Origin of the sequence: Macrococcoides bohemicum (assembly GCF_003259675.1) — a bacterium.
In the GTDB taxonomy this organism is placed as follows: Bacteria; Bacillota; Bacilli; order Staphylococcales; family Staphylococcaceae; genus Macrococcoides; species Macrococcoides bohemicum.
This window is the reverse complement of record NZ_PZJG01000002.1, coordinates 260477-281851: the sequence shown is the minus strand read 5'-3', so window position 1 is coordinate 281851 and position 21375 is coordinate 260477. Positions and strand designations below refer to the sequence as shown.

The 21375-nt window shown below is 34.7% G+C and carries 19 protein-coding genes; 11 read left to right on the top strand and 8 right to left on the bottom strand.

Annotated features, from left to right (window positions below):
* Positions 1–7: 7 nt before the first annotated feature.
* From BHX94_RS05965 to BHX94_RS12820, 3 genes are all read left to right on the top strand, one after another.
* Positions 8–2494 (top strand): FAD-dependent oxidoreductase, encoded by a 2487-nt coding sequence (locus BHX94_RS05965; protein WP_111745307.1) that lies wholly within the window; start codon positions 8–10, stop codon positions 2492–2494.
* Between the two features lie 20 nt (positions 2495–2514).
* Positions 2515–3846 (top strand): MBL fold metallo-hydrolase, encoded by a 1332-nt coding sequence (locus tag BHX94_RS05960; RefSeq protein ID WP_111745306.1) that lies wholly within the window; start codon positions 2515–2517, stop codon positions 3844–3846.
* Positions 3847–3928: 82 nt separating this feature from the next.
* A complete protein-coding gene (locus BHX94_RS12820) occupies positions 3929–4102 on the top strand; it encodes a hypothetical protein (RefSeq protein WP_170120774.1) in 174 nt (57 codons plus the stop codon).
* Between the two features lie 13 nt (positions 4103–4115).
* Here the strand turns inward: BHX94_RS12820 and BHX94_RS05955 are convergent, their stop codons facing one another.
* A complete protein-coding gene (locus BHX94_RS05955; protein ID WP_111745305.1) occupies positions 4116–4487 on the bottom strand; it encodes a YbgA family protein in 372 nt (123 codons plus the stop codon).
* On the bottom strand, positions 4477–5370 hold the full coding sequence (locus BHX94_RS05950; protein WP_111745304.1) for a TIGR01777 family oxidoreductase: 894 nt from the start codon (positions 5368–5370) through the stop codon (positions 4477–4479). Before BHX94_RS05950 ends, BHX94_RS05955 begins: the two co-directional genes overlap by 11 nt.
* 228 nt (positions 5371–5598) lie before the next feature.
* Between BHX94_RS05950 and BHX94_RS05945 the strand changes: the two genes are divergently transcribed.
* The 3 genes from BHX94_RS05945 to BHX94_RS05935 all read left to right on the top strand — a co-directional run bounded on the left by BHX94_RS05945 (position 5599) and on the right by BHX94_RS05935 (position 8997).
* Positions 5599–7173, top strand: coding sequence for an alanine/glycine:cation symporter family protein (locus BHX94_RS05945; RefSeq protein ID WP_111745303.1), 1575 nt, complete (start codon positions 5599–5601; stop codon positions 7171–7173).
* Positions 7174–7474: 301 nt separating this feature from the next.
* Entirely contained in the window at positions 7475–8095 is a 621-nt protein-coding gene (locus BHX94_RS05940; protein WP_146606905.1) for an ABC transporter permease subunit, read from the top strand.
* Positions 8092–8997, top strand: coding sequence for an ABC transporter permease subunit (locus BHX94_RS05935; RefSeq protein WP_111745301.1), 906 nt, complete (start codon positions 8092–8094; stop codon positions 8995–8997). The genes BHX94_RS05940 and BHX94_RS05935 overlap by 4 nt, the downstream gene beginning before the upstream one ends.
* A 12-nt stretch (positions 8998–9009) precedes the next feature.
* On the opposite strand, the gene BHX94_RS05930 is transcribed toward BHX94_RS05935, so the two are convergent.
* Positions 9010–9732 carry an alpha/beta hydrolase gene (locus BHX94_RS05930; protein ID WP_111745300.1) on the bottom strand — a complete coding sequence of 241 codons (723 nt, stop codon included), beginning with the start codon at positions 9730–9732 and terminating at the stop codon, positions 9010–9012.
* A gap of 73 nt (positions 9733–9805) precedes the next feature.
* Between BHX94_RS05930 and BHX94_RS05925 the strand changes: the two genes are divergently transcribed.
* The 3 genes from BHX94_RS05925 to BHX94_RS05915 all read left to right on the top strand — a co-directional run bounded on the left by BHX94_RS05925 (position 9806) and on the right by BHX94_RS05915 (position 12398).
* Positions 9806–10438: an MFS transporter gene (locus BHX94_RS05925; RefSeq protein ID WP_111745299.1), complete on the top strand. Its 633-nt coding sequence runs from the start codon at positions 9806–9808 to the stop codon at positions 10436–10438.
* 104 nt (positions 10439–10542) lie between these two features.
* Positions 10543–10854, top strand: coding sequence for a DUF485 domain-containing protein (locus tag BHX94_RS05920; protein ID WP_096077627.1), 312 nt, complete (start codon positions 10543–10545; stop codon positions 10852–10854).
* Complete coding sequence (locus BHX94_RS05915; RefSeq protein WP_111745298.1) at positions 10851–12398, top strand: solute symporter family protein; 1548 nt, start codon at positions 10851–10853, stop codon at positions 12396–12398. The genes BHX94_RS05920 and BHX94_RS05915 overlap by 4 nt, the downstream gene beginning before the upstream one ends.
* A 72-nt stretch (positions 12399–12470) precedes the next feature.
* Here BHX94_RS05915 and BHX94_RS05910 read toward each other — a convergent pair whose 3' ends face one another.
* Both BHX94_RS05910 and BHX94_RS05905 read right to left on the bottom strand, forming a co-directional pair.
* Complete coding sequence (locus BHX94_RS05910) at positions 12471–13142, bottom strand: ABC transporter ATP-binding protein (protein WP_111745297.1); 672 nt, start codon at positions 13140–13142, stop codon at positions 12471–12473.
* Position 13143: 1 nt separating this feature from the next.
* Positions 13144–14169, bottom strand: coding sequence for an ABC transporter permease (locus tag BHX94_RS05905; RefSeq protein ID WP_111745296.1), 1026 nt, complete (start codon positions 14167–14169; stop codon positions 13144–13146).
* Positions 14170–14250: 81 nt separating this feature from the next.
* On the opposite strand from BHX94_RS05905, the gene BHX94_RS05900 reads away from it, so the two are divergent.
* The gene (locus BHX94_RS05900) at positions 14251–14922 is read left to right on the top strand and encodes a response regulator transcription factor (protein ID WP_111745295.1); all 672 of its coding nucleotides are present in this window, start codon (positions 14251–14253) and stop codon (positions 14920–14922) included.
* The gene (locus tag BHX94_RS05895; RefSeq protein WP_111745294.1) at positions 14915–16267 is read left to right on the top strand and encodes a HAMP domain-containing sensor histidine kinase; all 1353 of its coding nucleotides are present in this window, start codon (positions 14915–14917) and stop codon (positions 16265–16267) included. Before BHX94_RS05900 ends, BHX94_RS05895 begins: the two co-directional genes overlap by 8 nt.
* A 178-nt stretch (positions 16268–16445) precedes the next feature.
* Here BHX94_RS05895 and BHX94_RS05890 read toward each other — a convergent pair whose 3' ends face one another.
* The 3 genes from BHX94_RS05890 to BHX94_RS05880 form a co-directional block, all read right to left on the bottom strand.
* A complete protein-coding gene (locus tag BHX94_RS05890) occupies positions 16446–19100 on the bottom strand; it encodes an HAD-IC family P-type ATPase (RefSeq protein ID WP_111745359.1) in 2655 nt (884 codons plus the stop codon).
* Positions 19101–19226: 126 nt separating this feature from the next.
* Positions 19227–20012: a homoserine O-acetyltransferase/O-succinyltransferase family protein gene (locus BHX94_RS05885; RefSeq protein ID WP_111745293.1), complete on the bottom strand. Its 786-nt coding sequence runs from the start codon at positions 20010–20012 to the stop codon at positions 19227–19229.
* Positions 20013–21290: an O-acetylhomoserine aminocarboxypropyltransferase/cysteine synthase family protein gene (locus BHX94_RS05880; RefSeq protein WP_111745292.1), complete on the bottom strand. Its 1278-nt coding sequence runs from the start codon at positions 21288–21290 to the stop codon at positions 20013–20015.
* Between the last annotated feature and the right edge of the window lie 85 nt (positions 21291–21375).

Sequence of the window (21375 nt, the reverse complement as noted above, 5' to 3'; positions counted from 1 at the left end):
AAAATTAATGAACAGAAAAATAGTGATCGTTGGTGGAGTGGCAGGTGGTGCTTCAGCAGCAGCACGTTTAAGAAGACTAAATGAACAGGACGATATTACTTTAATCGAAAGAGGTAGCTACGTTTCTTTTGCTAATTGTGGATTACCATATCACATTGGCGATGAAATAAAAGATAGAAGTAAATTATTGATTCAGACACCAGAACTTATGGAAAGCAGAATGAATATCAATGTTATGACAGATACAAATGTTGTAGCAATTAACAGAGAAAACAAAATAATTACGATTGAGAGGGATGGACAACCAAGTGAAATGGCATATGATGTCTTAATACTTTCAACGGGTGCAAAACCTATCCAAGTACCAATTGAAGGTGCGGATCTTGAGCATGTCTTTTCATTAAGAAATATTCCGGATATGGATAAAATTATTGCACATATTAAAGAAAATAATGTGAAGTCAGCAGCAGTCATCGGTGGAGGGTTCATTGGTTTAGAGATGGCTGAGAACTTGAAAGCAATCGATTTAGATGTTGCCTTATTTGAGTTAGGTGAACAAGTGATGCCGGGTATTGATATGGATATGGCAGTTGAGCTTCATAACCACATGATCAGTAAAGGTGTAGATTTAAGATTGAAGCAATCGATAGAGAAGATAGATGAGCACACTGTTGTATCAAGTAATGGTGATGTTGTGAATGCTGATATGATCATTATGGCCATTGGGGTAATACCGGAATCTACATTAGCAGAGGAAGCAGGATTAGATTTAGGTGTGAAGAAAGCAATTAAGACAAATGACGTATTCCAAACCTCGGATGAATCAATCTATGCCATTGGTGATGTTGCAGAAGTAACGCATGCGATTAGTGAACAAGATGCTCACATTCCACTTGCATGGATTGCTAATCGACAAGGCAGATTGCTTGCTGATCATTTAAATGGAAAAACAATCGAGAAATTCAATCCGATTGGTACAGCGATTGCTAAAGTGTTCGACCTGAATGTTGCGAGTACAGGTTTAAATGAGAAGGTTTTAAAAACTTTAGGAAAACAATATCATGTTATTCATGTGTCTGGTCAATCTAATGCAAGTTATTATCCTGGTGCAACGCCGATGACAATCAAAGTAATATTTTCTCCAGAAGGAGAGATTTACGGAGCACAGATCGTTGGACGAAAAGGTATAGATAAACGTATTGATCTAATTGCCAGTGCGATTACATTTGGCCAGAAAGTTACAGATTTACAACGTATTGAAATTGCATATGCTCCACCATTCTCGTCTGCAAAAGATCCGGTGAATATGGCTGGATATATTGCACAAAATGTATTAGAAGATAACATGAAATTGATGCAGGTGAGTGAAATTGAGGATACTGAACATCAGATTATCGATGTAAGAGAACCTATTGAATATGAAATGGGACATATTAAAGATGCTAAAAATATACCGTTAGGTGAGTTAAGAACGCGTTTATCAGAAATTGATAAGCAAATGCCGGTTGTTATTTATTGTCAGGTTGGACAACGTGGATATAATGCAGCCCGTATTTTAAAAAATGAAGGATTCGATGTTATTAATTTAGATGGTGGTTACAAATTATATAAACAGAATTACTTATCGCAACCACAAAATACATCAAACTCATCTCAAATTAAAGATGAGGCGAATATAAATAAAAATAATGAAGAAAATATAAACTTTACAGAACAAAATGAAAAGGTGAATCAAATGACATTAAGAGAAGATAGAAGATTTGTAGAAGCAAGTGGATTGCAATGTCCAGGTCCAATATTAAAAGTAAAAGAAAATTTAGATGGTATGCAGGATGGTGAACAACTAGAAATCCACGTTACAGACTTCGGTTTCTGTCAAGATATCGAATCATGGGCTAAAGTGACAGGCAATACAGTTGTGAAGAATGAGACAGAAGGAAGTAAAGTGGTTGCCGTTATTCAAAAAGGTCAGAGTCTACCAGTGAATGTGATGGACGATAGTAATGGTCACCAATTAGTTGAAACTAAGACTGGTGCTACAATGGTTGTGTTTAGCGGAGACTTAGATAAGGCTTTAGCGTCATTTATTATAGCAACTGGTGCTGCCTCTATGGGTAAAGAAGTGACGATGTTCTTTACTTTCTGGGGTCTTAATGTAATCAAACGTCCAGGAATAAAAGTAGATAAACAAGGTTTAGATAAAATGTTTAGTCAAATGATGCCGAAACATGCAGGAAAATTACCTATTTCTAAAATGAACATGGGTGGTATGGGGTCTAGAATGATTAAACATGTTATGAATAAGAAGAAAGTAGATTCGTTAGAAGTGATGATTGAAAAAGCGCAAAGTATGGGCATCAAGATGGTAGCCTGCACAATGAGTATGGATATTATGGCTGTTTCACGTGAAGAGTTAATTGAAGGTGTTGAATATGGTGGTGTAGCAACATACTTAGGTGATACTGAAAAAGCAAACTTAAACTTATTTATTTAATTGATAATGGAGGTAAAACAATGTATTTTAAATCGTTTTTTAATCAGCAATTAGCACAAATGTCTTATTTAGTAGGTTGTCAAAAGACAGGAGAAGCAATCATCATCGATCCGCTGAGAGATCTTACACCTTATATTGAAGCTGCAGAGCAAGAAGGGCTGACGATTAATAAAGTAACTGAAACGCATATTCATGCAGACTTTGCTTCCGGGTTAAGAGAAGCGAATGAAACGTTAAATGCTAAAGCATTTGTCTCTGCATTAGGTGGAGATGACTGGTCATATCAGCATATTAATGGAGATTATCAATTACTAAAAGAAGACGATATTATTAATGTCGGCAATGTAAAACTTAAAGTGATCCATACACCAGGACATACGCCTGAAAGTATTAGTTTTCTGTTGTTTGATAATGCAACAGAAGTACCGATGGGACTCTTTACTGGAGACTTTATCTTCGTAGGAGATGTCGGTCGTCCGGATTTATTAGAAGAAGCAGCTGGTATAAAAGATACTACTGAAATCGGTGCAAAAGCAATGTTTGAATCACTTAAAAAGATGGATGAATTACCAGATTATATTCAAATATGGCCGGGACATGGTGCAGGCAGTGCGTGCGGTAAATCACTTGGTTCAGTTCCGGTAACAACTTTAGGGTATGAACGTGAAAAGAGTTGGGCATTTCAAATTAAAGATGAAGCAACTTTCATTAAAACATTAACAAGTGAACAACCAGAACCACCATATTATTTCAAAGAAATGAAACATATGAATCGCGATGGTGTAGCATTAACGGATAATGCAGTAGTACCACCACTACAAAATTTATTTAACGGTGTAAAGATCATGGATTTAAGGGCGAAAGAAATTTACCTAAATAACTTAAGTGACGGCATTAATGTGCCTTATAACAGTAAATTTTTAGGGTTTGTAGGATGGTATCTGGACTACGAAACACCGATTCAGTTAATCGGTTCGTTCGAAGAAGTTCAGAACGCAGCAAATGACTTAAAATTAATAGGATTTGATAATGTGATTGGTTACATTAAAAATGCGTCTAGTGAATCAATGAATCAAATTGAACCACAAGATTTCAAATCAATCGATCATTCACAAATTAATATTTTGGATGTACGCAACAATCAGGAATGGCAAGAATCACATTTTGATAATGCAAAACATGTGCATTTTGGTAAATTAGAAAAAGAGGAAATACCATTTAAAAAAGATGAAAGAATTTATGTTCATTGTCAATCAGGTGTCAGAAGTGCGATAGCAGTGAGTGTGTTACATCAATTAGGATATAACGATATTATAAATATTAAAGGTGGATATAGTGCTGTTAAACAGTAAAATAAATTATCTTTATAATATTGACTTTAATTGTATTGTAGTTGAAAATATGAACTAATTCATACAATTAAAGAGGGATATTATGCACAAAGATTTTGTGACAGATGAAGAAATTTATGCGATGGGTGTGCCTTTTGAGTTATTATCTGCCTGGATGACAAATGGTTTAATTCAGGTTGCGTACCAGGCAAATCATGTTCGCTACTTCTGGACAAAGGATGTAAATTTATTAAAACAGCAATTTAATATAAAATAAAACAGCGGCATCTTTAAAATAAGATGCTGCTGTTTTTTAAATATTGTACATCATATTTTTCAGCAAGTTGCTTTAGTAAAATATGAAGTTCTGATTCGTTGCTATCAAAGTTTTGAATAAATGTTTGATATTGTGATTTTTCATCTTCAGTAGCAATTTTTTTAAAATATCCCCACATATGCTGATAGCTATTTAACTTCGAGCCTCGCGTTGGTGTCATGCGATATGTTTCATAAATAATCTGTTCTAATATGTGTATATCATCCAGTTGTTCACGCATCAGTTGACGAATAGAGTTATATTGATTCTGGTTATAGTACATCACTTTATACTTTTCTTTTCGCCACAGATTTTCAACTGCTTTCTTTCCTTCTTTATTCACCATACAACTGCGCCAGAGCTAACTGTACGTTAGGATATTTAAATGTATATCCAGCTTGCAATAGATGATGAGGTAATACGCTTTGTCCTTTTGTAACCATTACGGATTGCTCTCCTAGTACGATGTCCATTACTTTGTTGGGTACTTTCGTCCAGTGTGGTCGGTGTATAACACGCGCGATTACTGTTCCGAGCTGTTGTTGTGTTACAGGTTGAGGAGAAGTCATATTAAATATACCTGTTAATTGTTTGTCAAAAATATAAAGCATACTTTCTGCAAGATCCTCGATATGGATCCAGCTGTATGGCTGCTGTCCATCACCAATATTACCACCTGCAAAGAATTGATAAGGCTTTATCATCAAAGGTAATGCCCCACCTTGGTTAGAAAAAACTATCCCAAATCTGCAGATTGCTGTTTCTACCCCTAAAGATTCAATTTTTCGAGCTGTTTGTTCCCATAGATAAACAGTCTTTGATAAGAAATCAAATGGTAAGAATGTATTTGTTTCGTCATAAGTTAATGATTTAGCAGCTGGATAGTAACCTACCGCACTTGCTGATATAAAGAAAGGTTTCTTGTTGAGAGATTCAAATAACGGAATAAGCTTTTCAGTACTTTCAATACGACTTTTGATGATCGTTTCTTTATGTTCTTTCGTCCATCTCTTATTTAAAGATGCCCCAGCCAGATTAACTACTAAATCTAATTGTGGTACTGCCTTATACCAATCATCTTTTTTCCAGCTGATATAGCTGATGCCATTCGAGCTTTGTTTATCGCTTCTCGTTGTAATATAAATATGCGCATGTTTATATTTTTGCTGAATAGTGTTTATAAGAGCTGAACCTACTAGTCCTGTACCGCCTGTAATTAAAATGTTCATATGCAACCTCCATCAGTATTGGTATTTTATACTATTATATCGATTATCGCTTATTTATTCATTGGAAATGATTATTTATTAATCATTGAACCCCTAAATCGCAATGTTTTAGAATGAATATTTAATTAAATATTCAGAATAATAAATAAATACTATTGCAACATGTAATATGTGACTATATAATATAGAAGTAAGTATTTCTCGTTAATACATTAAAGGGGTGTAGTTATGGAAGGTATTGTGAGTTTTCTAAATGATATTGTGTGGAGTAAACCGTTAGTGTATGGGTTGTTAATTACAGGGATTTCATTTTCATTAATGATGAAGTTCTTTCAAGTCAGGCATTTAAAAGAGATGATCCGACTGATGTTTCAAGGGGAGAAGTCACCTACAGGAATTTCTAGTTTCCAGGCAATTGCTTTATCGCTTGCTGGACGTGTAGGGACGGGTAATATAGTCGGTGTTTCAACAGCAATTTATATCGGTGGCCCGGGAGCTGTATTCTGGATGTGGATGACTGCGTTTTTGGGTGCGAGTTCAGCATTCATCGAATCTACACTAGCTCAAATTTATAAGAGAGAGATTAACGGTGAGTATCGTGGGGGCCCCGCATATTATATTGAAGCAGGAATGAAAGGCAGATTTGCGAAAGGTTATGCAATATTATTCGCAGTACTGGCAATAGTATCAACAGCATTATTATTACCTGGTATTCAATCTAACGCCATTGCAAGTTCTATGAAGAATGCTTTTGGATTCGAAGGATGGATTATCGGTATAGCGCTTGTAGTGATTTTAGCATTGATTATTTTTGGAGGCGTTCGCTGGATTGCATCTGTAGCGACTGCAGTAGTCCCTTTTATGGCAATCTTATATATTTTATTAGCGGTTGTTATTATTGTTCTTAATATTGATAAAGTTCCTGGTTTATTTGCATTAATATTCAAGTCAGCATTCAATATGGAATCAGCGTTTGGTGGGATACTTGGTGCAATGATTGAAATCGGTGTTAAACGTGGACTTTATTCTAATGAAGCTGGTCAAGGTACAGGGCCTCATCCGGCAGCAGCAGCAGAAGTATCACACCCTGCTAAACAAGGTTTAGTTCAAGCTTTCTCGGTATATGTTGATACGTTGTTTGTATGTACTGCAACAGCATTAATTATTTTATTATCAGGTACATTCAATACAACGGACGGCTCGATGAAGGGTGATATGCCGAACTTAATTAACGATGGCGGTGTATATGCACTAAATGCTGATGGAGAGAAGGACTACTCTGGAACAGCAATGTATGTTCAAGCGGGTATTGATAAAGCATTCCATGGAAGTGGTTATCAATTTGACCCGGCATATTCGGGTATTGGTTCATATTTCGTTGCCATTGCACTGTTCTTCTTTGCATTTACTACCATATTAGCATATGCATATATAGCAGAAACCAATGTATCTTATTTGACGAAAAATGGTAGTGTATCTTTAAATAAGTTTTTAATTAACGTCACACGTTTAATTATTGTTGGTGCAACATTCTACGGTGCAATAAAAACAGCAGACGTTGCGTGGGCAATGGGGGATCTTGGTGTAGGATTAATGGCGTGGTGTAACATTATCGCAATCTGGATTCTACATAAACCAGCATTACGTGCATTGAAAGACTTTGAAAAACAAAAGAAAGAAAAAGGATCAGGTCGCTATGCAGTGTATCATCCAGACCCAAAAGAATTACCGAACGCGACATTCTGGTTAGAAGATTATCCGGAACGTTTAAGAAAAGAACACTTTGATGAAAAAGCACATTAAACATAAAGACAGCCATCGCTGTCTTTTTTGTGCTTAATATTCAGAGAGGAGTGACACGATATTGAATAAATTATTTGTAAATGGAATTAAAATAATATTAGTATTGCTTAATTTTTTTCTATTGAGTTCCTTTATTTTACTTTTTAATCAGAATTTTAAATTTGATTTATCTCATTTTTTTGATGCTTTTCCACAGTTTCTTGAACAATTGATACATATTGATAAAGTTACATTTAAGACACCCGGCAGTTACATAGAAAATCCATTTTTATCCTTTATTATTAGACCATGGCGAAATTCGATGCTTATTTTATTTTTGAGTATAATGCTCGGAAGTATCTTAAGTATATTTTGTGTTGTCATTGCCAAAAGGTTTAAGGTGATTGATTACATAATGAAACATATCGTAAAAATTTTGGGTTATTTACCGGATATTTTTTATATTCCTTGTGTCATTGTCTTTATTATCTTTTTCTATCAGCAAACAGGTATATTGATAATGGAAGTAGCAAGTTATGGGGAACAAGAAGCTATTGTTTTTCCTTCGATCATGCTATCTGTAATTCCTTTTGTACAGCTTTATAAAATTTTGGATCAGGTAATTACCGAGGAACTTGACAAAGATTATGTGATACTCGCACGCGCAAAAGGACTTAATGATTTTGAAATCCTGTTAAGACATGTGCTGTCTAATGTATGGATAACATTTTACATCAATTTTAAGCAAGTTGTCTGGATGACACTCTCCAGTCTATTAATTATGGAAGTGATATTAGGTTATTTTGGAGCAACACAATTTTTATATTACTATCATGCTCCAATTATGTTAATGACGATATTAGTACTGATGTTTGTTCCGATATATCTCGTTTTATTTGTCATTCAGAAACTCGTTGAATTTAGAACTGGGGTGAAGTTATGAGGAAATTATTAAAGATTTGGCTGGCATTAATTATCCTCATCTTACCTTTTATTACAAGTGTCCTTTACTTTGATATTTTTCAGAACAAAGTAAAAGTATATAAATTTAACGTGATGACAAGTGAAATAAAAAATCCAGTGCCACCAGGCGTTGTGAATTGGTTCGGTACAGACCGTTTTGGTGCTTCAATATTTATGGAAAGCTGGCACGGTTATCGCATCACGTTTATCTTTGTCATTGGGATAGTACTTATTTCTTTTATCATTGCCGTTATTCTTGGAAGTTATCTCGCTTTTCGTAAAGGAACGGTAGATATTGTTACAGATGGATTTTTAAATGCTTATTACTTTATACCACAGGCAATCGTTACATATATGTTGTTATTTCCAGTGCTGACAGCTGTAAAAGGTAAGTTCAGCTACGATATGACGTTTAGAATAGGTTACATGTTAATCGTGATTGCGCTAGTGATGGTACCAACGACGATGGTGGTCGTTAGAGATCAGGTAAGGCAAGTATTAAATACAGAATATATGGATGCGGCAACAGTAATCGGTGCCAGCAAGACACAAAAATTAATCCGTCATGTCTATCCTAATATAAAGAATAGATTATTGATTATCTTTGTACGTATGTTATATCAAGTATTAATGGTACTTAGCCATATTTCATTTTTCCGTATTTTCTTTGGGGGAACGAAGACATGTGATGGTTTTGAAGCATGTTTAGGTAACGATTTTACACTCATTATGCCGGAGCTTACGACGTTATTAGGGTTCCATATGACAGAATTATATTCTTCGTGGTGGACATTTATGGTGCCTTGTACATTTGTGGTATTAATATTAATTGCAATACAAATGTTGACCGATGCACTTGAAACAGAATATAAATCTATGTAAAAAAGCGGGATATTAGTTATCCTGCTTTAAAAAATGCAATATATCTGTATAAATTCTTTCTTTATCTTTACTTACTGTCATTAAATGACCAGCATTGCGATAATGATTAATAAATTTTTTGGACTGAATACTATCATAAATGAATTGAGCACTATCATGATAGCTCATATCATCTCGATCACCATAAAGTATGATAGTTGGACTATTAATTTTACTTAAGTTGTTGATTATATTTTCAATATAATCAACAAACTTACTGGCACCTGTGTAATTATCGATAAGCTGATAATTTGATTCTGGGAATGGTTCAGAAGAGATGACCTTATGCATTCTCGGTGCAAATTGTTTTAAACGGTATTTAATTCCTTCTGTATCTTTTTTCATTGGTACACTCATCACGATAAGTTGATTAACATCGTATTTTTCTGCGAGCTTAAGTGAAAATAAACCACCTAAAGAGACACCGACTAATGAAATCGTGTTATATTGATCTTTTAATTTTAAATAGCTTTCTTCAACAGTTTTCCACCAGTCATCGATATCGTATTTCACAAAATCCTGGATAGGCAATCCGTGCCCTGGATACGACGGAATGAGGACTGTGTAACCTTGTTCATGAAGATAGTGACCCAGTTGTTTAACATCTCTAACTGTTCCTGTAAATGTATGGAGAAGAAGTATTGCGTGTTCATTTCCTTCTAAATATATTGGATCTGGATTTTTTACTTTTATCATTGGAGTACCTCCGTTGTAATCAGTATAATAAATGTAATATTCATTATACTATGAGTTGTTAAGGGAAGGAAAAATGACGTTTAAAGAAGTGATGGCAGAACTTGAATCTCTAGGTAAAGAAGCCACGTCATTTTTTAATCAGTGGGCCGCTTTGAAAGATCATCGAATACTATTTACACATATGCAGTCATTCTTATTTTTTGTGGGTCAAAGTAATTTGTATATGTATTTAACGCCTTACTTTAATCAATTAGGTTTACAAGCATCGATGGTGAGTTTTCTATATTTACTGTACGGTATAAGTGGTATAGCTGGAAGTGGTTTAGGAAGTATATTTTTAGAGAAACTAGGGGTTAAAAAGACATTAACGATGCTAATGACAGTTTATTTCTTTGTGCTGCTTGTTTTTATTGTGACACAGTATAATGTATGGACATTAAGTATCAATGTCATGTTGTTAGGCCTAACTGGATGGTCGATGAATGTACCGACACAAATGCGCTTAATTCAAATTTCAGATATAAATGCAGGATTCAATCAAACATTTAGTACGTCATCTACCCAATTTGGAATGGCATTAGGAGCAGCAATTGGCGGTCTTATTATTGCCTGGCAATTACCATATAATGCATTAATGATTGTAGGGGGTATATTTATTGTTTTGGCACTATTATCAATTAAATATTCGTATAAAGCCGTTGATTAATATATCAACGGTTATTTTATTTTAAAAATTGACAATATTCTGACAAATCAATAAAATGAAACTTGGGAGGAATTTTTCATACTACATAAAGAGGAGATGATTTCATGAATCAACAGGATTATAACAAAATTGCAGCATCGAAAGATTTCAATGATCTAGTTGCGACGAGAAAAAAGTTTATTTTTCCTATTACTTTGTTCTTTATCGTTGCTACATTGCTCTTTCCGATTCTGACAGGTTATACGACAATTTTGAATAATATTGCTTTCTGGAATATTTCATGGGCATGGATTTATGCATTATTATTATTTGTGATGGTCTGGACATTAGTCACAATTTATATGAGTAAAGCGAAGCAGTTCGATGCCGCAAGTGAGCGAATCATTAATGAGTACAAAAGGGGGTCTCGCTCATGAATATGACAGTCATTATCATGTTTTTATTTTTTGTAAGTTTAACGCTACTTATTACATATTTTGCTTCAAAAAGAACGAATTCTGCCGAAGATTTTTATACTGCTGGTGGAGGTTTAACGGGTTGGCAAAATGGTTTAGCGATTGCAGGAGATTATTTATCGGCAGCATCATTTCTAGGTATTGCTGGAGCTATCGCACTTTGGGGATTCGATGGCTTCTTCTATAGTATTGGATATTTAACAGCGTATTTAATTGTATTATACATCGTTGCTGAACCATTAAGAAATTTAGGGAAATATACTTTAGCAGATATGATCGCAGCACGTTTTGAATTAAAGAAAGTGCGTGCAATGGCTGCAGTTTCATCAATCACGATTGTAATATTCTATATGTTAGCACAACTTGTTGGAGCAGGTGCATTAATTCAACTGTTATTTAATATTCCATATACTTGGGCTGTTATTATAGTCGGTATTATGATGACGGTTTATGTATTGTTTGGTGGGATGACGGCAACAAGTTGGGTTCAGATGGTCAAAGCAATTCTTCTAATGGTTGGAACGCTCATCATTTCTTTTCTAGTATTAAAACACTTTAACTTCAGCATTGCTGAAATGTTTGGTCAGATGAAAAATATTAAATCAGCTGACTTTAAAGGAGAATATATTAATCCAGGTTCGCAAGGTAAATCACCCCTTGATAATATTTCACTGATTATTGCCCTGTTATTTGGAACGGCAGGTTTACCCCATATTTTAATGCGTTTCTTTACGGTAAGTGACGCTAAAACAGCAAGAAGTTCTGTAATGTGGGCTACCTGGATTATCGGTATATTTTATATCTTAACCATATTCTTAGGTTTTGGTGCTGCTAGTCTTTTATCTCGAGAAGAAATTTTAAAAGCGAATCCTGCTGGAAATATGGCTGCACCGTTACTGGCAGATAAACTTGGCGGAGATTTACTCATGTCATTTGTATGCGCAGTAGCATTTGCAACGATTTTAGCGGTTGTTGCAGGTCTTGTGTTATCGGGTGCTTCTGCATTTGCACATGATATTTATGGTGAGATTATTAAGAAGGGTAACATTAGTGAGAAAGAACAAATGAGTGCAGCAAAGATTGCCTCATTAGCAGTTGCTATTCTTTCAATTATATTAGCGCTATTTGCACAAAATATGAACGTTGCTTTCTTAGTATCTTTGGCATTCTGTGTAGCAGCGAGTGCAAACTTACCGGTAATCGTTTATACGATATTCTGGAAGAGATTTAATACGCAAGGTGCTATAGCAGGAATCGTTGTAGGGCTTTTGACATCTATTATATTAGTGATTTTAAGTCCGAATGTTATGAATCCGGCAGGAACAGGTTTTATTAATATGGACCCTATTTTCCCGCTTGCAAATCCAGCGATTATTTCTGTACCAGCAGGGTTCATCGCTGCATTTCTAGGTACATTTTTAGGTAAGGCAGATACAGAAGAGAAATTTAAGGAAGTTCAAGTTAAGTCAGTGACTGGTATCGCAACTTCAGAAGTTACACATTAAAGAAAAATAAGAAATTCTCCCATAAAAATAAACCAAAGACGTTAATATGTCTTTGGTTTATTTTGTGTATACTTATCTTTCTTTTACCATCTTTCCACCTTCTAAACGATAAAGATGATCAGCATATTTAAAAATACGATCATCGTGAGTGATGATGATACAAGCACTTTGTTGTGCTTTTACACGTTCACGAATCGCTTCAATGACTTGTGTTGCACGCTCAAAATCAAGACTTGCTGTAGGTTCGTCAGCAAGAATTAATGAAGGTTCATTCATAAAGGCACGTGCAATGGCAACACGTTGTTTTTCTCCACCTGATAAATTTTTTGGATATTGTTTTGTACGATGTCCAAGTCCGAAAGTATTGAGTAATTCATCAGCACGTTTACTCGCTTTTTTCTTCTCCATTTTATTTTCAAGCGCTACATGCATAAGTTGTTCTTTCACTTTTAAGAATGGTACAAGATGTGAGGCTTGAAAGATAAAGCCTATTTCACTTAAACGAAGTTGTGTAAGCTCATGCTGTTTCAATGTAGTTATTGATCGATTATCAATTAGTACATCACCACTTGTTGGTTTAAGTAACGCACCAATAATCGTGAGTAGTGTACTTTTCCCGGAACCAGATGGCCCATATAGACAAACGACTTCACCTGGTGCGACTTCAAAATTTATATCTTTTAATACTGTAACTTCAGTATCACCCTGTTTAAATGATTTTGAAAGATGTTTCACGTGAATCATATTATTCTCCTCCTATTGCTTCTATTGGATCAATCTTAAGCACCTTGACGATAGATAACATTACACCAATAAACGATACAAATAAGAACAGTCCAGCTAGAATCATAATAAGATTATTATTTAGATAAAATGGCATGCCTGGCGGCATAAAGTTATTGATAGCGGTAATAATAATGATAGCTAATGACACACTAAAAATTACTATAATAAATACTTCCTGAATCAGTTTAAATATAAGTTTTTTATGACTTGTTCCAATCGCTTTTAAAATGCCGTATTCAGTTGTCTTCTGAATCGTAATGATATAGAAGAATACCGTGATGACGATAGCTGAGATTAAAAATAAGAAAAATACCATTAAGTTTAAAGGCATTTGCTCAGCTTCATAACTTGGGATAGCTTTCATCGCATCTTCAGGTGTTATGATTTTAGAATGTTTTAAGTTTTGTTTTAAATCTTTAATTGAAACATTGTCTAATACATGCTGATTAATGATTGCTGTGTTGATTGCTTCATGAGGTACAACTTTGTTATAAGTTGCTTGATTAACAAGACCAACAGGCATGTGCGAATACATTTGAAATTTTTCAAAGTCTGAAATACGTAAATTTTCTTCGCTATCTACAATATTTAGTTTATCTTTTAAGTCATATGATTTGTTAAGATGAACATCTAAAGCGACATCGCCATCTTTTGGCAATGCATGTAATTTAGAAATGGTAGTCAGTAAAAACTTATCGTTGTTTTGAATTTTAATCGGTTGCATCTGAACTAAAGGAATATTAAAATCTTTTAAAACTTTTACATCTTCTTTATCAAGTGGTGCGTTGAGCAAATTGTTATCTGCATCTTCTGATACGACAAAATACTTACCATCCATATGTTCTATAAATGAAATATTATCTTTTCCTAAACCTTGTGCTAAACTTGAAACAAATAATACCAGGAATGCTAATAGAAATATGATTGCAGCAATCAATACATATTTCATTTTGTAATACTTAATTTCTTTAAGTGCTAAATTCATAATGATCACCCTTCTCGTTTTGTTGATAGTGTTATCATAAACAATCAATATGAACAGAATATGAACAAAGGAGTATATTGGATGAAAAATAAAATTTTAATTGTAGATGATGAACAAAGTATAAGAAATCAAGTAGTGGAAGGATTTATAAAACATCATTATGAAGTATTTAGTGCGGAAAGTGGAGAGGTTGCTCTTAAAGTACTGGAAAATGAGAAGATAGATTTGTGTGTAGTTGATATTATGATGCCGGGGATGAACGGGTTTGAATTGTGTGAAACCATAAAAGAAAGTTATCAACTACCGGTTATTATGCTTACAGCACGTGATGCATTGGGTGATAAACGCATCGCTTTTGAAACGGGTAGCGATGACTATGTTACAAAGCCTTTTGAGTTTGACGAATTACTTTTTAGAGCGAATGCAATCTTAAAACGTTATAACTTAGATATCACATCGATAAAAATAGGTAATGTGGAACTTGATCAGGATACATATGAACTTCATATTCATCAGGACACACTTTATTTGCCGCGAAAAGAATTTGAACTTCTGTATTATTTAGTTAAACACCAACCTAATATCGCTACTCGAGAGCAATTAATTGAAGCAATTTGGGGACTGGATTTTGAGGGAGATGAACGTACCGTGGATGTTCATATTAAACGCATACGGAAGCGATTAGAAAATTATGATACGCAAATGGAAATCGTAACAGTACGTGGTTTAGGGTATAAGGTGCATCATGTTTAAACATTTATCAACAAGGTTTATTGTTACAACGCTCCATGTCATGCTCATTAGTGCAGTAATTGCTTTTGTTATTGCTAATATGTATTATCACGTCACATTGAAAGAACAAAATGATGCAAGGGTAACGCAAGTACTATTATCTCAAAAAAAATATATTGAAAAACACCCTCAAATAAAACCACAAGAATTCTTTACCCAACTTGGAAATTTGAATTTTCAAGTACTGGCGATTAATAACAACGATTCAAAACAGAATTATGGCACAAAGTTCAGGATAGATAACCTTAGATTAGATGAAATTAAAATGGAACGAGACGGCGTTTATCACGGTATTAAAAATCGACCATTCAATCTATTCATCACTGGATTTTTTGATAATGAATCAAGCAATACAGTAGGAACGAAAATGCGCATCAATCATCAGCAATATACAGTATTTATAAGACCCGATGTTGGCGAAAGTATGAATGAATTCCGCTCATTTTTAGCAGTATTGCTTGTATTAACTATTCTTATATCGATGTTACTTGTCTTTATTTCATCAAAATATATTGTGCACCCGGTAATCGAACTAAAAAAAGCCGCGCAACGCATTGGTGAACAAAGTGGTTACCAAACAACGGTTGATCGTAAAGATGAATTAGGTGTTCTTGCTGAAGAAATGAATGAGATGAGTAAGAAGATTAAGCAACATGAAGAAATCAATCAGCGATTTGTGGCAAATGTAAGTCATGAAATACAATCTCCGATTACTAACTTAATCGGGCAAATAAATAAATTCAAAGATACAGAAGATTTGAGTTTACTTAATCAGATTGAACATCAATCATTACGTTTAAGTGGTCTGACGAAGCAGTTATTACTTTTAGCCTCAATTGAGCAGAATAAAATATCATTAACGAAACAAAACTTTAATTTTAAAATGCTTATTCAGGAAGTTATTCGAGATAATATGTATACAATTAATCAGAAAGATATATTTTTGAGTACCACGTTAGAAGATGTATATGTCCTGGGAAATAGAGATCTATGCTATCAAATGATTACTAATTTATTATCGAATGCGATTAAATATAGTCCGAATGACAGTGAAATTCATATTGAACTGAAAGAAGAACAGGATAATAAACTATTCATTATTGAAGATCATGGCTATGGGATGACTGATGAGACGAGAAAAATGATTTTTGAGCGTTTCTATAAGTCGAATGTGAACGAAGATAATATCACATCAAATGGATTAGGAATGGCAATCGTAAAAGTGATTTTAGATGTACATGACTTTACTATCGATATCGATAGTGAGATAGATAAAGGAACAACGATAATAATTGAATTACTTTAATAAATAAGCGGGTGCGACATGAGTCTTAGCCCTCTTCTGTTTAACAGCTTAAACGGCGGAACAGAAGTTGCCCCTACGACAAAAACCGAACAAAAAACTATAAATCAAAGAACGATTTATTAGTTTTGTTCGGTTTTTGCTTGTGGCAGAACACTTCTGTCCCAGCCTCTCATCATAGTTATGCTTCATATTTAAATATGTTTCTTGTGACCCATTTCTCGATTTCAATCAGGATAAAAACAGCAGTTCCGATACCTATGGGAATCATCCATTGTGAAAATGTCAGTGGGGCAGTTTTTAATATCGTATTAAAGAATGGCACATACGTAATGAGTAATTGTAGTGTGATGAGTAAACCAGTTACGATAAATGCGACTTTGTTCTTAAAGAAATCTTGATTGATTGCAAATTGATTTAAGTGTCGGCAATTAAATAGATGGAAGATTAATGCAAATACTAGTGATTGCAATGTGATTGTATTCAGTACAGTTTTATGTAAATTTAGATGGCTCAAGTACATATTTGCAAGAAGTATTCCACCAGCTACAATGACTGATACGAGTAGTATTCTAAATAAGAAATAATTACTTAGTAGCGGTGTAGATTTATGCCTTGGCTTTCTGTTCATTGCACCAGGTTCTAGTGGTTCAAATGCAAGCGCAAAAGATATGGTAATCGCTGTTACCATGTTCACCCAAAGTACTTGGACAGGAGTAAGTGGTATGGAAATACCAAATAGAATCGCTGTTAAAATGAGTAATCCTTGAGAACCGTTTGTCGGTAAAATGAATAGTATTGTTTTCTTCAGATTATCATAGACACGACGTCCTTCACGTACTGCATCTACAATTGTTTCAAAATTATCATCAACCAGTATCATACGCGCAGCATCTTTAGACACTTCAGTTCCTTTAATGCCCATTGCAACACCGATATCGGCGCGTTTTAATGCTGGTGCGTCGTTAACACCATCACCGGTCATCGATGTTATTTCGTCATGTTTTTGCAATGCTTTTACGAGTTGTAATTTATTCTCCGGACTTGTTCTTGCAAACACATCGTATTCAATCGCTGATTGGTATAGTGTTTCTTCATCCATATTATCTAGTTCGCGACCTTCGATAGCCTTTGTACCATCACCGATTCCGAGTTGTTTCCCAATCGCCATTGCAGTTTCTTTATGGTCACCTGTAATCATTTTTACTGCAATTCCAGCTTTTTGACATTCATTTACCGCTTTTATTGAAGATTCACGTGGTGGATCTATAATCCCTACTAACCCAAGTAAAGTGATGCCACTTTGTAAATCGTCATGTGAAAGTGTAGTTGTATCATTAGGCACATCTTTATATCCTGCAGCAATTAATCGTTTACCTTCTTTAGCGATTACACTTAATTTATCTTCCCATACTTGTCTATCATCAGCATTGGTAAATACACGATCGAATATTCTGTCAGGTGCTCCTTTAATATAAATACGTTTCTTGCCCTGATCTTCGACGAGATATGCCATATATTTATATAGTGAATCAAAAGGGATTTTACCGATTGCCTGTAAGTTTGGAATTTCTAAATCAGTTTTTTGGGCGAGTGTCATTAAGCAGCCTTCAGTAGGCTCACCGGTAATTTGAAAATGACCATTTTCATCTTGTGAGAGACGTGCTTCATTGACTGTTTTGACGCATGTTAGGAACTGGTATAATTCTTGTTCTGTTTCGGGTGTTTCAGTTAGCTCGGGTATAATTTCTCCGATTGGCTCATAACCTGTGCCCGTAACTTTATAACGATTATGCATTAAATCAATTGAAGTCACAGTCATTTCGTTTTTTGTAAGCGTACCAGTTTTATCGGTACAAATAACTGAAACTGAACCTAAAGTTTCCACTGAAGGCAAGTTCTTTACGATTGCATTATTCTTTGCCATCGACTGTACGCCAAGTGCTAAAATAATTGAAATAACAGCAGGTAATCCTTCAGGTATAGCACCAACTGCAAGCGCGATAACAGATAAGATTAGTTCGTCTGCTGGATAATTGTGATAAAACAAACCAAATAAATAAATTGCGATAGAAATTACAACAATACCAATACTCACTGATTTACCGAATTGACCCGTTTGTTGCATCAATGGGGTCGTCATCTGTTCTGTGTCAGTCATTGCCTGATTAATTTTACCAAGTTCAGTGTCTTTTCCGATTGCAACAACTACACCTATCCCAGAACCTGAAGTAATAGATGAGCTTGAATAAGCCATATTTTTTCTATCACCGAGTGCAGCATCTTCTGAGATTTTACATGTATTTTTTTGGACTGGGACAGATTCGCCGGTTAAAGCAGACTCTTCAATCTTTAGATTATTCGCTTCGATTAAACGTAAGTCTGCAGGTATCTTCTCACCGGATGATAAAATAACGATATCTCCGATTGTCAATTGTTCGCCGGGAATAGTTTGACTACGGCCATCACGAATTACTACAGCCTCACTCGTCATCATTTTACGAATGCTTTCTAAAGCTTTTTCAGCACGAGATTCCTGTACATAACCAATGATTGCATTAATAACTGCAACAAGAATGATAACCGACATATCGAGAAAGTGTCCTAAAAATCCTGTAATAGCTGCAGCAATTAGTAATACATATATTAAAATATCGTTAAAGTGGCCGAAAAACTTAATGATTTTAGGTTTTTCTCGCTTTGCTGGAAGTGCATTAAGACCATAAGTTAACCGGTTTGCTTCAACTTGTTCATGGGACAAACCGCTTTTTATAGAGGTGTGAAATGCAAGGATCGTGTCATCGATCGTGAGTTGATACCATTTTTCATTTTTCATAATGAACATTCCTTTGCGCATAGTATTACTCTTATCGTAACGCAAATAATTAAGTAATTCTAACGAAAGGAATGTATTTAATAGGAATTAACACAATGATTAAATTTTTGTGAATTTTTAATATTATTACTTGCTTTTATCAGTAACCATAGTTACAAAGGCATTGAAAAATGAATCAGCAAAAGGCTTCCAACGTCGCATTACCAAATTACTAGAATTATCATGAGCATAGTAATTTTCAGGTAATGAAATTGTTAGCCCTTTTTTGCAATCACGAATATATTCCGTATGAAGCGTATTAGGTGCATACTCTAAATGACCATTTATATAAATGTCTTTATTATCTTTTGAAATTAATAAATCTGCACCAAATTCAGGATGAGTGCTGATTATGGTTAAGTCAGTCTTATCTTTAATATCCTGTATCCCAAAATTAGTATAACGAGATTGGGGTATATAATAGCTTTGAAAATTTTTTGTTAAAGGATGATCTGCTAGAACATCATAAGAATAAACGCCAAACAATTTATCATTACCTTTAAAAGTGAATTTCTCAATATTGTAATAGTGATGTAGTGCAAATTGTGTTGCCCAGCAAATAAATAAACGCGTTTGTTGTTGTGCTTTAGACCAATCTATGATGCTTTTAAGTTCATCATAATAATACACAGATGCAAAAGGGAGATGCTCTACAGGTGCTCCTGTTACGATTAACGCATCATAATCGTGTTGTTTAGCTTGGTCGAAATTTATATAATGTTGCATAGCATAATTTCTCTTTTCAGTATTTGCTCGATGTGTCTTTAAATATAAAAAATCAATCATAGCTGTTTTAAAATGATGTTTAAATTGCAGTTCCGTCTCGAATTTATTTGGCATTAAATTAATGATAAGGATACGAGGAATATTCAATTAAATCACACTTAATCCTTGTTCCAGGTCTGCGATGATATCATCAATATGTTCAATACCAATAGAAATTCGAATCGTTTCTGGACTTACACCTGCTGCGAGCTGTTCAGCTTCTGTAAGTTGTGCATGTGTAGTAGAAGCGGGATGAATGATAAGTGATTTTGCATCTCCAACATTTGCAAGTAAAGAGAAGAGCTCAAGTGATTCGATAAACTTCTTACCAGCTTCACGTCCACCCTTAACTCCGAACGTAAAGATAGAACCTGCACCTTTAGGTAAATATTTTTCTTGTAATGTTTTGTGTGGACTCTCTGGTGTATCTGCATATTTAATCCACGCGACTTTATCGTGATTTGAAAGAAACGCGATTACTTTTTTTGTATTTTCCACGTGACGCTCTACACGAAGCGAAAGTGTTTCTAATCCTTGAGTTAATAGAAATGAATTGAACGGTGAAATTGCTGCACCAGTATCTCTGAGTAGTGTTGTACGTATTTTAAAAGCATAGGCTGCTTCACCAAAAGCTTCGGTAAAAACGAGATTATGATAGCTAGGATCAGGTTCTGATAAGTTTTTAAACATACCGTTATTCCAGTCAAAATTGCCACTGTCAATAATGACCCCACCAATTGAAGTACCATGTCCTCCTATAAATTTAGTTGCGGAATGTACGACAATATCTGCGCCAAACTCAATTGGACGACACAGATAAGGAGAAGCAAAAGTATTATCGACGATTAAAGGAATACCATGATTATGTGCAATGTTTGCAAGTGCTTCAATATCTTCAACATTTCCTTCGGGATTACCGATAGTTTCTACAAAAATAGCTTTCGTATTTTCTTTTAATGCTTCTTTTACATGTTCTAAATTTGTCGTATCCACGAGTGTTGCTTCAATACCGAATTTCTTGAATGTGTGTTCAAATAAAGTGTGTGTTCCGCCATATAAGCTTGTAGTTGCTACAATGTGGTCACCGCTGTTCGCAATAGTTTGTATTGCATAAGTAATGGCAGCCATTCCTGAAGCCACTGCGACACCGGCTACGCCACCTTCAAGTTCAGCAACACGTGTCTCGAAAGCAGCTGTTGTAGGATTTGTAAGTCTTGAATATATGTTACCTAATTCCTTTAAACCGAAGAGATTTGCAGCATGTTCCGTATCATTGAATGTAAATGATGTTGTTTGATAAATAGGGAGTGCACGTGCGTTCGTTTCCTTGTCGATGACTTGTCCTGCGTGAACTTGCAAAGTTTCAAATCTGTACTGTTTTGTCATTATAAATTCCTCCTGGCATTAAATTGTATTCCACACTAAATTTAATAAGAGGAGCAAAAAAATGAGCCTACCTCAAAGAAGTAGA

Excerpts from the sequence above, each read along its gene's own strand:
- BHX94_RS05965 (WP_111745307.1), top strand. The coding sequence starts at position 8 with ATGAACAGAAAAATAGTGATCGTTGGTGGAGTGGCAGGTGGTGCTTCA.
- BHX94_RS05960 (WP_111745306.1), top strand. The coding sequence starts at position 2,515 with ATGTATTTTAAATCGTTTTTTAATCAGCAATTAGCACAAATGTCTTAT.
- BHX94_RS12820 (WP_170120774.1), top strand. The coding sequence starts at position 3,929 with ATGCACAAAGATTTTGTGACAGATGAAGAAATTTATGCGATGGGTGTG.
- BHX94_RS05955 (WP_111745305.1), bottom strand. The coding sequence starts at position 4,487 with ATGGTGAATAAAGAAGGAAAGAAAGCAGTTGAAAATCTGTGGCGAAAA.
- BHX94_RS05950 (WP_111745304.1), bottom strand. The coding sequence starts at position 5,370 with ATGAACATTTTAATTACAGGCGGTACAGGACTAGTAGGTTCAGCTCTT.
- BHX94_RS05945 (WP_111745303.1), top strand. The coding sequence starts at position 5,599 with ATGGAAGGTATTGTGAGTTTTCTAAATGATATTGTGTGGAGTAAACCG.
- BHX94_RS05940 (WP_146606905.1), top strand. The coding sequence starts at position 7,475 with ATGCTTATTTTATTTTTGAGTATAATGCTCGGAAGTATCTTAAGTATA.
- BHX94_RS05935 (WP_111745301.1), top strand. The coding sequence starts at position 8,092 with ATGAGGAAATTATTAAAGATTTGGCTGGCATTAATTATCCTCATCTTA.
- BHX94_RS05930 (WP_111745300.1), bottom strand. The coding sequence starts at position 9,732 with ATGATAAAAGTAAAAAATCCAGATCCAATATATTTAGAAGGAAATGAA.
- BHX94_RS05925 (WP_111745299.1), top strand. The coding sequence starts at position 9,806 with ATGACGTTTAAAGAAGTGATGGCAGAACTTGAATCTCTAGGTAAAGAA.
- BHX94_RS05920 (WP_096077627.1), top strand. The coding sequence starts at position 10,543 with ATGAATCAACAGGATTATAACAAAATTGCAGCATCGAAAGATTTCAAT.
- BHX94_RS05915 (WP_111745298.1), top strand. The coding sequence starts at position 10,851 with ATGAATATGACAGTCATTATCATGTTTTTATTTTTTGTAAGTTTAACG.
- BHX94_RS05910 (WP_111745297.1), bottom strand. The coding sequence starts at position 13,142 with ATGATTCACGTGAAACATCTTTCAAAATCATTTAAACAGGGTGATACT.
- BHX94_RS05905 (WP_111745296.1), bottom strand. The coding sequence starts at position 14,169 with ATGAATTTAGCACTTAAAGAAATTAAGTATTACAAAATGAAATATGTA.
- BHX94_RS05900 (WP_111745295.1), top strand. The coding sequence starts at position 14,251 with ATGAAAAATAAAATTTTAATTGTAGATGATGAACAAAGTATAAGAAAT.
- BHX94_RS05895 (WP_111745294.1), top strand. The coding sequence starts at position 14,915 with ATGTTTAAACATTTATCAACAAGGTTTATTGTTACAACGCTCCATGTC.
- BHX94_RS05890 (WP_111745359.1), bottom strand. The coding sequence starts at position 19,100 with ATGAAAAATGAAAAATGGTATCAACTCACGATCGATGACACGATCCTT.
- BHX94_RS05880 (WP_111745292.1), bottom strand. The coding sequence starts at position 21,290 with ATGACAAAACAGTACAGATTTGAAACTTTGCAAGTTCACGCAGGACAA.